This window comes from Pandoraea sp. NE5 (genome assembly GCF_024363545.1).
Classification (GTDB): domain Bacteria; phylum Pseudomonadota; class Gammaproteobacteria; order Burkholderiales; family Burkholderiaceae; genus Pandoraea; species Pandoraea cepalis.
This window is the reverse complement of the sequence record NZ_AP025517.1, coordinates 4,017,015-4,031,469: the sequence shown is the minus strand read 5'-3', so window position 1 is coordinate 4,031,469 and position 14,455 is coordinate 4,017,015. Positions and strand designations below refer to the sequence as shown.

General features: G+C 64.8%; 11 protein-coding genes. All 11 read left to right on the top strand.

Going from position 1 to position 14,455, the window contains the following annotated elements; translation table 11 throughout:
- Nucleotides 1-40 precede the first annotated feature (40 nt).
- The 11 genes from PanNE5_RS18320 to PanNE5_RS18270 all read left to right on the top strand — a co-directional run bounded on the left by PanNE5_RS18320 (nt 41) and on the right by PanNE5_RS18270 (nt 14,438).
- Nucleotides 41-1,015, top strand: coding sequence for a LysR family transcriptional regulator (locus PanNE5_RS18320; RefSeq protein WP_017232143.1), 975 nt, complete (start codon nt 41-43; stop codon nt 1,013-1,015).
- 78 nt (nt 1,016-1,093) lie between these two features.
- Entirely contained in the window at nt 1,094-2,371 is a 1,278-nt protein-coding gene (locus tag PanNE5_RS18315; RefSeq protein WP_051060065.1) for an MFS transporter, read from the top strand.
- Between the two features lie 236 nt (nt 2,372-2,607).
- A complete protein-coding gene (locus PanNE5_RS18310; protein ID WP_017232145.1) occupies nt 2,608-3,765 on the top strand; it encodes a DSD1 family PLP-dependent enzyme in 1,158 nt (385 codons plus the stop codon).
- 165 nt (nt 3,766-3,930) lie between these two features.
- A complete protein-coding gene (hutC, locus tag PanNE5_RS18305; RefSeq protein WP_026131635.1) occupies nt 3,931-4,686 on the top strand; it encodes a histidine utilization repressor in 756 nt (251 codons plus the stop codon).
- 162 nt (nt 4,687-4,848) lie between these two features.
- Nucleotides 4,849-6,528: a urocanate hydratase gene (hutU, locus tag PanNE5_RS18300; RefSeq protein ID WP_261938551.1), complete on the top strand. Its 1,680-nt coding sequence runs from the start codon at nt 4,849-4,851 to the stop codon at nt 6,526-6,528.
- Nucleotides 6,529-6,569: 41 nt separating this feature from the next.
- The gene (hutH, locus tag PanNE5_RS18295) at nt 6,570-8,111 is read left to right on the top strand and encodes a histidine ammonia-lyase (RefSeq protein WP_017232148.1); all 1,542 of its coding nucleotides are present in this window, start codon (nt 6,570-6,572) and stop codon (nt 8,109-8,111) included.
- A 141-nt stretch (nt 8,112-8,252) separates the two neighbouring features.
- Nucleotides 8,253-9,632: an amino acid permease gene (locus PanNE5_RS18290; RefSeq protein ID WP_017232149.1), complete on the top strand. Its 1,380-nt coding sequence runs from the start codon at nt 8,253-8,255 to the stop codon at nt 9,630-9,632.
- A 7-nt stretch (nt 9,633-9,639) separates the two neighbouring features.
- Nucleotides 9,640-10,857 carry an imidazolonepropionase gene (hutI, locus tag PanNE5_RS18285; RefSeq protein WP_261938550.1) on the top strand — a complete coding sequence of 406 codons (1,218 nt, stop codon included), beginning with the start codon at nt 9,640-9,642 and terminating at the stop codon, nt 10,855-10,857.
- 26 nt (nt 10,858-10,883) lie between these two features.
- The gene (gene hutG, locus PanNE5_RS18280; RefSeq protein WP_261938549.1) at nt 10,884-11,846 is read left to right on the top strand and encodes a formimidoylglutamase; all 963 of its coding nucleotides are present in this window, start codon (nt 10,884-10,886) and stop codon (nt 11,844-11,846) included.
- Nucleotides 11,847-12,350: 504 nt separating this feature from the next.
- The gene (locus tag PanNE5_RS18275; RefSeq protein WP_017232152.1) at nt 12,351-13,313 is read left to right on the top strand and encodes a LysR family transcriptional regulator; all 963 of its coding nucleotides are present in this window, start codon (nt 12,351-12,353) and stop codon (nt 13,311-13,313) included.
- Between the two features lie 111 nt (nt 13,314-13,424).
- Nucleotides 13,425-14,438, top strand: coding sequence for an ABC transporter substrate-binding protein (locus PanNE5_RS18270; RefSeq protein WP_261938548.1), 1,014 nt, complete (start codon nt 13,425-13,427; stop codon nt 14,436-14,438).
- The last annotated feature ends 17 nt before the right edge of the window (nt 14,439-14,455 follow it).

Genomic DNA, 14,455 nt, shown 5'->3' with positions numbered 1-14,455 from the left:
ACGAATACACTTGTCTTTTTACATGATGTAAAGAATCGATATGCAGCGGCAATTCGGCGACATCCTGCTCGGCAGCATCGAGTTGTTCTGCCTGGCAGCGGAAGCGGGCAGCTTCACGGCGGCCGCGAACCTGGCGGGGGTGACGCCGGCCGCCGTCAGCCGGTCGATCGCCCGGCTCGAGCAACGCCTCGGGGTACGTCTCTTTGTCCGCTCGACACGGCGCATCCGTCTGACCGAAAGCGGTAGCACGTACTACGACGAATGCCGATCCGCCCTTGGCATGCTCTCCGAAGCTGAGCATCGTGTCTCAGGCGCCCAGTCGCAGCCGTCCGGCACCCTGCGTATCAGTGTGCCGACGACCTACGCGCACTATCGACTGCTGCCGCTGTTGCCCGCGTTCCAGGCGCAATATCCGCGCATCAAGGTGCACGTGCATGTGAGCAACCGCAACGTCGACCTTCATGAGGAACGCTTCGACTTCGCCATCCGCTTTCGCGCCCAGCCCGAGTCGAGTATGGTGGCGCGCCCGCTCGAAGACGCCGCACTCGTGGTCGTCGCCCACCCGGATTACCTGAATCGCGTGGGAACACCCCGAACCCTTGACGACTTGGCCGAGCACGACTGCATCGAATTTGACCTGCCGAGCACGGGGCGAGCGATACCGTGGCTGTTCCGCGAGGCGGGCCGCGACATCGAGCATGTCGTGAATGGCCACTTTCGTTGCAGTGACGACGTGCTCTCGGGCGTCACACTCGCGAAGGCCGGTGCCGGGCTGTTCCAGACTTACCGCTTCATCGTTGAGGAAGATCTGGCCGCCGCGCGTCTGGTCGAGGTGCTGGCCGCTTATGGGGGACGCTCGCGCCCGGTGAGTCTGATGTACCCGCACGGCAAGACGTTGCCGTCTCGCGCCCGAGTCTTTGTCGAATACTTGCTGCAAACGTTGGGGCATTCGTCCGCGCTTCGCAACACTGACTTCCGCGCGGCGGCCATTCCCGCCCCCCGGCGCTCGGACTAGACTCGGTCGTAGCCCGCTCCCACGGTCCACGCCAATTCCTTGCGCAATGCTGAGGTTCCTGTGAAGCCCCCCGTCGACGTGTCCCAATTCGCCTCGGCCGATGCCGCCCACGCAGCCGATGGCGCCAGTTATGCCGAGCGCAACATTCGGTACTGGCGCCGTAATCTGACTATTGCTGTGTTCGGATCGTTTACTACGTTGGTCAGCCTGAGCCTGTTGCTGCCATTCCTGCCGCTCTACGTCCAGCAGCTTGGCGTTGCATCGGAGGCGGCCGTCATTCAATGGTCAGGCGTAGCGTTCAGTGCGACGTTTCTCGGCACCGCCGTCACCGCGCCCCTCTGGGGCCACCTCGCGGACCGTTTCGGCCGCAAGCCAATGCTCATCCGCGCGGCCGTCGGCATGGCCATCGTGATGTCACTCATCGGCGTCGCGCACAATGTCTACCAACTCGTGGGGTTGCGTCTGATTGCCGGTCTGGTCGGGGGTTATGCGTCTGCGTCGACGGTGATGGTGGGCACACAGGCACCGCGTGAACGCGCGGGTTGGGCACTGGGTGTGCTGTCGACGGGCGCCCTCGCGGGCAGTCTGGTCGGGCCGCTGGTCGGCGGATTGCTGCCACCGTTGCTCGGGATTCGTGGCACCTTCTTCGCCGGCGGTGCGATGATTGCGGTCACGGCACTGCTCACGATCTTCGGGGTTCGCGAAGACTTCGATGCGTCGCGCGATGGGAAACGCCACGCCCCATCGGTAACGCCGACCGACGATCACTCGCCGCACGCCGGCAGCATCGCGGCCATTCTGGCCACGGCCATGATGGTATTGCTGGCGAACATGTCCATCGAACCGATCATTACCGTCTACATCGGGCAATTGGGCGTTGACAGCGCGCACCTCACGCGCGTCGCCGGCGTCGTCATGGCCAGCTCGGCGCTGGGCAGCATGCTCACCGCAGCCCGCTTGGGTGCGCTCGCGGATCGTGTCGGGAGTTGGCGCGTTATCGTCGGTTGCCTTGTCGCGACGGCACTGGTCATGGTGCCGCAAGCGTTTGTCACCGCATGGTGGCAATTGGCCGCCCTGCGTGTGCTCATGGGCATGACGCTCGCGGGGCTGCTGCCCGCCATCGGCAAACTCGCCCGTCACTCGGTCGGCGAGCGCAATACCGGCAAGATGCTCGGCTACCTTCAGTCGGCACAATTCAGCGGCCAGGTGATCGGGCCCGTCGTCGGCGGCCAGATTGCCGTCGCGTTCGGGCTGCCGTCGGTGTTTTTCATGACGGCAGTGTTGCTCCTTGCCTGCAGTCTGTTGGCGAACGGCGCACGAACCCGAACTGCCGAAGGCGCGCGTCGACTCGCCTGACGGCGTGACGCCGCACTGAGCGGCGCCGATTGCGCCGGCGGCTCGACCCGACGCAGGGTCTCAATCGGTATCATTCACCGACGCTTAATGTTTGATGTTGCGACGTTTAACCACGAGGCCCCCTATCGTTCCTACACTGCCTCCTTCGACGACGGCGCTGTGCCCTGCCATCCCGCGAATGCGCAACGGCGGTGGCCAGCGCCCATGTCCCTCCCCACCGTCCGAGACATCGCACCATGACCGCCAAGCCGCCCCTTCCCCCGCCCTCATTGCCGACACTCGACACGCCGGCCGCCGTGATCGACGTGCCGCGCATGCAGCACAACATTCGCCGGATGCAGTCCCGCATGGACGCCCTGGGTGTGCGCTTTCGTCCCCACGTCAAGACCAGCAAGTGCGTGGAAGTGGCACGCGCTCAGATCGAAGCGGGAGCCGCCGGCATCACCGTCTCCACCCTGAAGGAAGCCGCCCGCTTCTTCGACGATGGCGTGACCGACATCCTCTATGCCGTGGGGATGGTTGCGAGCAAACTGCCGGCGGCCCTCGCGTTGCGACGCCGCGGCTGCGACCTGAAGATTCTCACGGACAGCATCGCCTCCGCGCAGGCCATCGTGGCATTCGGCGCCGAGTTCGGCGAGACATTCAACGTGTGGATCGAGATCGACACCGATGGCCACCGCTCGGGTATTGCGCCTGAAGATGATGCGCTGCTCGACGTGGCGCGCGTGCTGCATGAGGGCGGTGCGACGCTGGGCGGCGTGATGACCCATGCCGGCTCCAGCTATGACGTCGACACGCCCGAAGCGCTCGCCGCCATCGCGGAACAGGAGCGCGCCGGCTGCGTGCGCGCCGCCACCCGTTTGCGCGATGCCGGACTGCCGTGCCCGGTGGTCAGCGTCGGCTCGACGCCCACTGCCCTCACCGCACCGCATTTAGATGGCGTCACCGAAGTGCGCGCGGGCGTATACGTGTTCTTCGATCTCGTCATGCATAACATCGGCGTGTGTACGACCGACGAACTGGCATTGAGCGTGCTCACGACCGTGATCGGGCATCAGCCCGAGAAGGGCTGGGCCATTGTCGACGCCGGCTGGATGGCCATGAGCCGCGACCGCGGCACACAAAAGCAGAAACGCGATTTCGGCTACGGACAAGTGTGCCGCATCGACGGCAGCCTCCTGCCTGGGTACCAGTTGAGCGGCGCCAATCAGGAACACGGCATTCTGTCGCACGAAGGTGAGCCGGACCTCGACATCGTCGCGCGATTCCCAATCGGCACGCTGTTGCGCATACTGCCGAATCACGCCTGTGCCACCGGCGCGCAATTCCCCGAATACCACGCCATCGCTCCAGATCGCGAGCTGGCGGTCTGGTCGAGATTGCACGGTTGGTGAGCGGATTCGGCTCGCTTCGCGGCGCGCCGCAGTGCACCTTTGGCGCGGCTTCGCCTTGACCGATGCCGTGCGCAGCGGGTCGCGTTTTTTCTCCTCCGCAGTGAGCGATTGGCTTATGCTTCAGGCTTTCCCACCCGCACGTCAGTGACCGGAGAAGCCATCAAGGTGCCACGTCAATCTGCCCAACCGACTGTCGAAACGCTCAACGAACAAGGGCCGGCACCGCGCTACCTGCAACTCAAGCAGTTCATTTGCCGTCAGATCGACAGTGGCGCCTGGCCGCCGCATCACCGCATCCCCTCGGAAAACGAGCTGGTCGAGTTCTCGGGCGTGAGTCGCATGACGGTCAATCGCGCGCTGCGAGAACTCACCGTCGAGGGACGTCTCGTACGCATGCAGGGCGTCGGCACGTTCGTAGCCGAGCCGAAATCGCACTCCCCGCTGCTGGCCGTCAACAATATCGCGGACGAGATCGCCGAGCATGGCCATCGCCATCGCGCCGAAGTGAAGCTGCTGCGCGAAGAACTCGCCGGCCCCGAACGCGCGCTTGCGATGGACCTGCAGGAGCGCGAAACGCTGTTCCACTCGGTGATCGTTCACTACCAGGACAACGTGCCGGTGCAGATCGAGGATCGCTGCGTCAATCCCACGCTCGCGCCACACTACCTCGAACAAGACTTCACCCAACTGACGCCCAACGCCTATCTGCAGCGGCTCTCGCCGCTCACATCGGGCGAGCATGTGGTCGAAGCCGTGACGGCCACCCCCGAAGAAGCGCAACTGCTGCACATCGCACGCACGGAACCGTGCCTGCTCATCCGTCGGCGCACGTGGACGGGCAAACGCGTGGTCTCGGTTGCCCGGCTGCTGCACCCCGGTTCTCGCCACCGCCTCGAAGGCCGCTTCGGCGCGCCAGAATAAGCCCCGGCAAGCCAACGATCAGGCACCGATAAGCCAGCGCCGGCCATCCCCTGTAACGCCGTCCCCTCGGCTCACTGACGTACGTAAAAACCCTAGTTCACGACAACTTGTATATACAATACTGTACAAGCCATTCTCCGCTCCGAATTAGAGGAACACGTTGTGAGCCAAGTCACCCGATACCGCGATGTCACGATCCGCGCCCCGCGCGGCACGCAGCTCAATGCCCGTAGCTGGCTTACCGAAGCCCCGCTGCGCATGCTCATGAACAACCTGGACCCGGACGTCGCCGAGAACCCGAACGCGCTCGTTGTGTACGGCGGCATCGGCCGCGCCGCCCGCAACTGGGAGTGCTACGACAAGATCGTCGAAACGCTCAAGACACTGGGTGACGATGAGACGCTGCTCGTACAGTCGGGCAAGCCGGTGGGCGTGTTCAAGACGCATGCCGACGCGCCGCGCGTGCTCATCGCCAACTCGAATCTGGTACCGCACTGGGCGACCTGGGAACATTTCAACGAACTCGACGCCAAGGGGCTGGCCATGTACGGCCAGATGACCGCCGGCTCGTGGATCTACATCGGCAGTCAGGGCATCGTGCAAGGCACTTACGAGACCTTTGTCGAAGCCGGCCGCCAGCACTACGACGGCAATCTGAAGGGCCGCTGGGTGCTCACTGCCGGCCTGGGCGGCATGGGCGGCGCGCAGCCGCTGGCCGCTACGCTGGCCGGCGCCTGCTCGCTGAACATCGAGTGCCAGCAGACCAGCATCGACTTCCGTTTGCGCACGCGCTACGTCGACGAGCAAGCCAAGGATCTCGACGACGCCCTCGCGCGCATCGCCAAATACACTGCGGCCGGTCAGGCCGTGTCCATCGCCCTGTGCGGCAATGCGGCCGAAATTCTGCCGGAACTGGTGCGCCGTGGCGTGCGCCCGGACATGGTCACCGACCAGACCAGCGCCCACGATCCACTCAACGGCTATCTGCCGATCGGCTGGACCTGGGACGACTACCGCGAACGCGCCCGCGCCAGGCCCGCCGAAGTCGTCAAGGCCGCGAAGCAGTCGATGGCGGTCCACGTCAAGGCCATGCTCGACTTCCAGGCGATGGGCGTGCCGACCTTCGACTACGGCAACAACATCCGCCAGATGGCCGAGGAAGAAGGCGTCGAGAACGCCTTCGATTTCCCCGGCTTCGTGCCCGCCTATATCCGTCCGCTCTTCTGCCGTGGCGTCGGGCCGTTCCGCTGGGTGGCGCTGTCGGGCGATCCGGAAGATATCTACAAGACCGACGCAAAGGTCAAGGCGTTGATTCCCGACGACGCGCACCTGCACCGCTGGCTCGACATGGCGCGTGAGCGCATCAGCTTCCAGGGCCTGCCCGCGCGGATCTGCTGGGTCGGGCTGGGCTTGCGCGCGAAGCTCGGACTGGCCTTCAATGAAATGGTACGCTCAGGAGAACTCTCGGCACCGGTCGTGATCGGCCGCGACCACCTGGATTCAGGATCGGTCGCCAGCCCGAACCGCGAAACGGAAGCCATGCGTGACGGCTCGGACGCCGTCTCCGACTGGCCGCTGCTCAACGCGCTGCTCAACACGGCGAGCGGCGCGACCTGGGTGTCGTTGCATCACGGTGGCGGCGTCGGCATGGGCTTCTCGCAGCATTCGGGCGTGGTGATCGTGTGCGACGGCACCGACGCGGCGGCCGCGCGCATCGCCCGTGTACTGAACAACGATCCGGCGACGGGCGTCATGCGCCACGCCGATGCCGGCTATGACATCGCCGTCGACTGCGCGCGCGAACATGGCCTGAACCTGCCCATGCTGGGCGACGCGAAGTAAGCGAGATACTCCAAAATCTGTCGAATCAAGGAAATCCGTCCATGGCACACCTGTTTGTGACGCCCGGCGCGCTCACGCTCGCGCAACTGCGCGACGTCTTTCAACACCCGACCACCCTCACGCTCGACGAGACCGCCTACGCGGCCATCGACCAGAGCGTGGCCTGCGTGGAAAACATCGTCGCCGAAGGCCGCACGGCTTATGGCATCAATACTGGCTTCGGACTGCTCGCCACGACGCGCATCGCCAAAGACGATCTCGAGAACCTGCAACGCTCACTCGTGCTCTCGCACGCCGCCGGCGTGGGCGCACCGCTTGATGACGCGCTCGTGCGCCTCATCATGGTGCTCAAGATCAACAGTCTGGCGCGCGGCTATTCGGGGATTCGCCGCAAGGTCATCGATGCCCTCATCACGCTGGTGAACGCCGAGGTCTACCCGTGCATCCCGCTCAAGGGCTCGGTCGGCGCCTCCGGCGATCTCGCCCCGCTCGCCCACATGTCGCTGCTGTTGCTGGGCGAAGGTCAGGCACGTTATCGCGGTCAGTGGATGAACGCCCGCGAAGCCCTCGCCGTGGCCGGACTCGAACCGCTCACGCTCGCCGCCAAGGAAGGCCTGGCGCTGCTCAACGGCACGCAAGTCTCGACGGCCTATGCCCTGCGGGGTCTGTTCGAAGCTGAGGACATGTTCGCCGCCGCCAGCGTCTGCGGCGCCTTGACCGTGGAAGCCATGCTCGGTTCGCGCGCCCCGTTCGACGCCCGCATTCACGCCGCGCGCGGCCAGCGTGGCCAGATCGATGCCGCCGCGCTGTACCGCCACCTGCTGGGCGAGACGAGCGAGGTGGGTGAGTCCCACGCGCACTGCGATAAGGTGCAAGACCCCTACTCGCTGCGCTGCCAGCCGCAAGTCATGGGCGCGTGTCTCACGCAGATCCGTCAGGCGGCCGAGGTGCTCGCCGTCGAAGCGAATGCGGTATCGGATAACCCGCTCGTGTTCTGGGAACAAGGCGACGTGATCTCCGGCGGCAACTTCCACGCCGAGCCGGTCGCCATGGCGGCGGACAACCTCGCGCTCGCGCTGGCCGAAATCGGCGCGCTGAGCGAGCGTCGCATCTCCCTGATGATGGACAAGCACATGTCGCAATTGCCCGCGTTTCTCGTGGCCAACGGCGGCGTGAACTCCGGTTTCATGATCGCGCAGGTGACGGCCGCCGCACTCGCCTCCGAGAACAAGGCATTGGCGCATCCAGCCAGTGTCGACAGTCTGCCGACCTCGGCCAACCAGGAAGATCATGTGTCGATGGCCCCCAACGCCGGCAAGCGGCTTTGGGAGATGGCCGATAACGTCAAGGGGATTATCGCGATCGAATGGCTTGGCGCCTGCCAGGGGCTGGACTTCCGCGAGGGGGTCAAGTCGACCCCGGCACTTGAGCGCGCCCGCGCGCTCCTGCGCCAGTCGGTTCCGTTCTACGATAAGGACCGCTATTTTGCGCCCGACATCGAGGGCGCAAGCGCGTTGATCGCCCAGCGCCAGCTCAGTGCGCTGGTGCCCTCAGGCACGTTGCCTAGCGCGCCAGTCGCTTAAATCGCACAGGCCTCTTCCCCCGCCGGGGCGAAGCGAACTGCGATTCGCGCCACCGGCGGTTGGGGACTGGGTTGCCCGTTCCCCCGCATTCCCTTGCCGCCCGCGATCGCGGGCTGGCTCATCACGCATTCAGGAGACAGCTTGAAAAACCTGCAACGCAATCTGAGCGCGCGGCACATCCGCTTTCTGGCGCTCGGCTCCGCCATCGGCACGGGCCTGTTCTACGGTTCGGCGTCCGCCATCCAACTGGCCGGTCCGGCCGTCATCCTGGCCTATATTCTGGGCGGCGCCGCCGTGTACATGGTGATGCGCGCGCTGGGCGAGATGGTCGTGCGCCAGCCCGTCTCCGGCTCGTTCGGTCGCTATGCGAGCGACAACCTTGGCCCCCTGGCCGGGTTTCTCACGGGCTGGACCTACATTCTGGAGATGGTCATCGTCTGCCTGGCGGACGTGACCGCGTTCGGCATCTATATGGGCTTCTGGTTCCCGGACGTGCCGCAATGGATCTGGGTGCTTGGCATCGTGATGCTGATCTGCGGGCTCAACCTGTGCAACGTGAAGGTGTACGGGGAGATGGAATTCTGGCTGGCGCTGGTGAAGATTCTCGCCATCGTCGCGATGATCGTGGGGGGCGGTGTGATTCTGTTTGCGGGCGTGCAACTCCATAGCGAGCATGCCCCTGCGGTAAGCAATCTCTGGTCGCACGGCGGTTTCCTGCCCAATGGCTGGGGCGGACTCGTGGCGTCGCTGGCTGTGGTGATGTTCGCCTACGGCGGGATCGAGATCATCGGCATTACCGGCGGGGAGGCCAAGAGTCCCGAAACCGTGATCCCGCGCGCCATCAACGCCGTGCCGATGCGCATTCTGCTGTTCTATGTGTTGACGATGTGTGTGCTCATGGCGATCTTCCCGTGGACGGGCATCGGCAGCCAGGGCAGTCCGTTCGTGCAGATCTTCTCGGGGCTGGGCATCAAGTCCGCCGCAGCCATCCTCAACGTGATCGTGATTTCCGCCGCCATCTCGGCCATCAACAGCAACATTTTCGGCGCGGGTCGCATGATGTTCGGCATGGCCGAACAGGGTCAGGCGCCTGCCGCGTTCTCGGCGATGTCTCGCCATGGGGTGCCGTGGGTCACGGTGCTGGTGATGACGGCCGCGCTGCTCGGCGGCGTGGTGCTCAACTACCTGATCCCGGAAGGCGTGTTCCTGATCATCGCGTCCATTGCCACGTTTGCCACGGTGTGGGTGTGGCTGATGATCCTGCTCTCGCAGGTGGCGATGCGCCGTCGCCTTTCTGCCACGGAGGTCGCCGCGCTCAAGTTCAAGGTGCCGCTATGGCCGGTCGGTCCGGCGCTGGCCATCGCGTTCATGCTGTTTGTGATCGGGGTGCTCGGCTTCATGGAGGACACCCGTGTCGCGTTGTATGTCGGTGCCGGCTGGATCGTACTGATGTCGGTGGCCTATCAGTTCGGCGTGAAACCCAAGGAAGCGCAGGTGCGCGGCCCAATGAGCCTGGAATGAGCCTCTCATGAAACGGACCTACTGGAAACACTGTCACGTCGCGACGATGCGCGACGGCCGTTACCACGCCATCGAAGATGCCGCGATCGTCACATGCGGCAAGCATATCGAGTGGGTCGGCGCGCGCAGCGAGCGCTCCGCCTCGGGCACCGACGCATGCGTCGATCTGCAAGGGGCGTGGGTCACGCCCGGCCTGATCGATTGCCATACGCATCTGGTGTTCGGTGGCAACCGCAGCCTCGAATTCGAGCAACGGTTGCAGGGGGTGAGCTACGCGGACATCTCGGCCGCCGGCGGCGGCATCAAGCACACGGTGCGGCACACACGCGACGCCACCGAGGATGCGCTCTTCGAATCGGCGCGCAAACGGTTGCTTGCCTTGATGCGCGACGGCGTCACCACGGTCGAGATCAAGTCGGGTTACGGCCTCGATCTGAACAGCGAGCGCAAGATGCTGCGCGTGGCACGTCGCCTGGGCGAGGCGTTGCCGGTCACGGTGAAGACCACGTGCCTGGCTGCGCACACGGTGCCTTCGGAATTCGCGGGCAAGGCGGACGAGTATGTGAATTACGTCTGCAATGACATCCTGCCCAAGCTCGCGGAGGAGCATCTGGTCGATGCGGTCGATGCCTTTTGCGAGACCATTGCCTTTTCACCGTCGCAGGTGATGCGCGTGCTGCTGCGCGCGCAGAAACTGAAGCTGCCGGTGAAGCTGCACGCCGAGCAACTCTCGCCGCTCGGCGGCGCAAGTCTTGCGGCCGAGATGGGTGCCCTGTCGGCGGATCATCTCGAATATATGAGCGCTGACGATGCCGCCGCGATGGGACGCGCGGGCACGGTTGCCGTTCTGCTGCCGGGCGCGTTCCACATGTTGCAGGAGACGCGTCGCCCACCGGTGGATCTGCTGCGTCGTCACGGCGTCGACATCGCGGTGGCGTCGGATCTGAACCCGGGCACGTCGCCCGCCCTCTCGCTACGCTTGATGCTCAACATGGCCTGCACGCTGTTCGGTCTGACCCCGGAAGAAGCACTGGCGGGCGTCACGCGCAATGCGGCCAAAGCCCTGGGCATGCTCGGCACGCACGGCACGATCGAAGCCGGGAAGACGGCGGACTTCGTGGCGTGGGAAATCGATCGACCCGCGGAACTGGCCTACTGGCTGGGCGGCGAGTTGCCGTCTCGGACCGTACGCCACGGCGAGTGGCGCGACCTGACCTCGGTTTGATCTCGCACGGCGCACAGGAGACTTGCATGGCAATGCATTGGCAATCGGTGCCGGGCGATCCCCCGATCTGGCGCGGGCGCACGGATACCGGCGAGCGTGGCGACACGCGCCGGCTGTTCAACGTCGTGCGCGAGATCGATGCGCGCACTGATGCGGCGGCGGGCGGCGCGCCCGTGCTGCTCGGCTTCGCCTGCGATGCGGGCGTCAAACGCAACCAGGGACGCGTTGGCGCCGGTGAGGGTCCGCAAGCGATCCGTCGGGCGCTGGCGAACCTGCCCGCCCACGACATCGCGTGCCTGTTCGATGCCGGCGATATCACCTGTGACGGCGATGATCTCGAGGCGGCGCAAGCAGCACTGGCCGACGCGGTACGCCATCAGCTCGATGCCGGGGCGCAACCGGTGGTGCTGGGCGGCGGTCACGAAATGGCGTGGGGCACGTGGCAAGGACTCCGCGCGCATCTCGATGCGACTGGCGACCGCTCGCGCGTGTTGATCCTGAATCTCGACGCCCATTTCGATCTGCGCACGGCGCGCCCAGGCACGTCGGGCACACCGTTCGATCAGATCGCGCAGGCCTGCGAAGCGGCCGGACTTCCGTTCGACTACGCATGTCTGGGTGTCAGCCGGTTGAGCAATACGGCATCGCTGTTCGACCGCGCGCGCGAGTTGAACGTGATCCACGTGGAAGACACCGAAATGCAAGAGCGGCATCTGGACGCGCGTCTCGCACAGATTGACGCTTTGATTGCCGACGTCTCACATGTCTATCTGACGATCGATCTCGATGTGCTTCCGGCGCCAGTCATGCCAGGGGTATCCGCCCCCGCCGCGTATGGCGTGCCAATGTCCGTCGTCGAAGCCATCGTCACGGACGTACGCCGATCAGGCAAACTGCGCGTGGCCGACCTGGCCGAATACAACCCGCGCTTTGACCCGCAAGGCGCAGGGGCTCGCGTCGCCGCCCGCCTCGCTTATCGTCTGCTCTAACGTCTGCCCCACGTAGCCGCCGGTACGTCGGGTGCGTCCCGGTGGCGTCGCGTCCGCTTCACACGCTTCACACGCTTCACACGCCCCACCCGCTTCACTCTCCCACAGTCAGACGGACCGGGGCCCCTTTCCGCCTCTCAGACATAAACCCAACTCGCTGCAGAAAGGGGCCCCGGTCCGTCTCTCTCACCGCCCCTCACCACCCTGCCCGCACCACCGCCCCTCACCACCTCCCCGCACCGCCTCGCCCCACGCCCTCCTCCGATACCTCCTCCGTCTGATGCCCCCGCTTTCACCGACCGAGACGAACGTCCCGCTCCCGTCGCCACTGCTCGCCCAAAATTCCCTCGCCCTAATACAAAGTATTAGTTTTTCTTATGTTGATTTTGTTTTATGCCCTTCAATCCATACAATTCTTAAAAATTCTTATATCGATTCATCGCGACGCGCCAGCAAGGCCATTTCCGCCCGCTAAGACGCGTCGCCCGAACCGGAGACACGCCGATGAAAAAGCGCGCAGACCTCGATGTCAGATCACTTCGGATTTTCGAGGCCGTCGCGTCGGCAGGCAGTCTCTCTATCGCCGCCGATGCCCTGGGCGTCACGCAATCCGCTATCTCCCAAGCCATCGCGCAAATCGAACAGACCGTCGGCACACGCGTGCTCGATCGGTCGCGCCGCCCACTCAAGCTCACCCCGGCCGGACTCGCGCTCTCACGCCACGCGCGTCAGATTGTGGACGACATGGACCGGCTTATCGCTCAGGTGCAGGACGCCGACGTCGCCAGCCGTGCCGCAGTGCGCGTGGGCATGATCGATTCCTTCGCCGCGACGGTTGGCCCGTCCATCGTACGTCAGATGTCGGACAGCACCAGCGAGTTGCTGCTCTGGTCGGGCCTTGCCAACGGCCACGCGCAGGCGTTGCTCGCCCGCCAGCTCGATCTGATCGTAACCAGCGATCCGATGCATGACATGGAGCGCCTCGTGCGCCGCCCGATCTTCACGGAGCCGTTTATCGTCGTCGTGCCCAAGGCCCGCGAGGCCGATCTTGCACAGGCCGATTTGAGCGAACTGATCCGCACGCTGCCCTTGATTCGCTTTTCGGGCCGTTCGCACTTCGGCGCCGTGATCGAACGACATTTGCGCCGCACCGGCCATTCGCCTCGCATGCATCTCGAAATCGATACGTCGGATGTCGTGATGTCGATGGTTGCCGCCGACCTGGGCTTCACGATTGCCACGCCGCTGTGCGTGTTGCAAGGCCGTGCTTCGCTGCCGCAGGTGGCCGCACTGCCACTGCCGGGCCCCGCCCTGTCTCGCACGATCTATCAGGTATCGCGCGAGGGCGAAGTGTCGGAGATGGCCTCGCAGTGCTTTCTCGCCGGGCGCATGGCCCTCGCGCAGGAAGCCTTTCCAGAACTGCGCCGCGTCATGCCCTGGCTGGGGGAACGGCTGGCGCTTTGCTGAGCCCGGCCAACGATGGTCAGCCACCGCCCCAGGCGCCGGGCCAGATGAATTTCACCTGAAGCGCGCCCATCGTTCAACGCGAATAACACATAACCTACCAAGGAGACACGCATGAACCTGTCACGACGCAATTTCCTTCACTCCAGTGCCGCCCTGTCGGCCGCCGCTGCCGCCGGCACTCTGTCCCTCTCGGGTATCGCCCGCGCGACGAACGCGACGCCTGTTCAGTACGGCGGCTCGGCATGGCTCGGTCACTACCCGGCCTACCTCGCCATGAAGTCGGGGGCGCTCGCCAGCGCCGGCATCGACCAGCAATGGCAGTCGTTCGGCACGTCGTCGGCGCGCATGAGCGCTGTGCTCTCGGGCGGCATCGATATCGCCTGTACCGGTATCGTGTCGGCGCTCGCGCTGATGGCGCGCGGTTCCAAGCACTTCTCGATCGTCGCGGTGCCGGAGAGCTTCGGCCGCGTCGAGGGGTTGTTCGTGCGCGATGGTGTGAATTCGTTGCAGGATCTCAAGGGCAAGAAGCTGGGCGTCACGTTCGCCTCGAGCGCGCACCTGCTCGTGCTCGATCTGCTCGGCAACGCCGGCCTGTCAAACGACGTCACGGTGCTCAATGTGCCCGCCCCCGAGTTACCCGGCGCAATTCAATCGGGCCAGATCGATGCCGCCGCCGCTTGGACGCCGCAGTTCAATCGCATCCGCGCCATGTCGGGTATGAAGCTGCTGGCCGACGATACGCAGTTCTCGCTTTACAAGAAGTACAACGTCACGCCGGGCCCCGATGTGCTCATTGTGCGCAATGCGTGGGCCGAGAAGAACGCCGACGCGGTTCGCAAGTACCTCAAGGTGTATTTCGATACCTGCCAGATGTTGCGCGAGAAGCCGGACGACGCGGCACGCTCGCTGATCGCGCTGATCGCGCTGACCGGCATGTCGGCGCTCGATCAGGTCGAGACGATCAAGGGCGCGGAGTGGTACGGCCTCGCCCAGCAAACGCAGTTGCTCAAGGCGCCGGGGAGCTATGTCGACGGCCTGCAACGTCTGGCGGAAATGCTCGTCACGTACAAGCAGATCGACAAGGCGCCGGCCGTGCGTCAGTGGATCAACACGTCGTATCTGTAAGTCCTGCGGCTGGATCA

Coding starts and splice junctions, on each gene's coding strand:
- hutH (WP_017232148.1), top strand. CDS start 6,570: ATGGCACACCTGTTTGTGACGCCCGGCGCGCTCACGCTCGCGCAACTG.
- hutI (WP_261938550.1), top strand. CDS start 9,640: ATGAAACGGACCTACTGGAAACACTGTCACGTCGCGACGATGCGCGAC.
- PanNE5_RS18275 (WP_017232152.1), top strand. CDS start 12,351: ATGAAAAAGCGCGCAGACCTCGATGTCAGATCACTTCGGATTTTCGAG.
- hutG (WP_261938549.1), top strand. CDS start 10,884: ATGGCAATGCATTGGCAATCGGTGCCGGGCGATCCCCCGATCTGGCGC.
- PanNE5_RS18270 (WP_261938548.1), top strand. CDS start 13,425: ATGAACCTGTCACGACGCAATTTCCTTCACTCCAGTGCCGCCCTGTCG.
- PanNE5_RS18320 (WP_017232143.1), top strand. CDS start 41: ATGCAGCGGCAATTCGGCGACATCCTGCTCGGCAGCATCGAGTTGTTC.
- PanNE5_RS18310 (WP_017232145.1), top strand. CDS start 2,608: ATGACCGCCAAGCCGCCCCTTCCCCCGCCCTCATTGCCGACACTCGAC.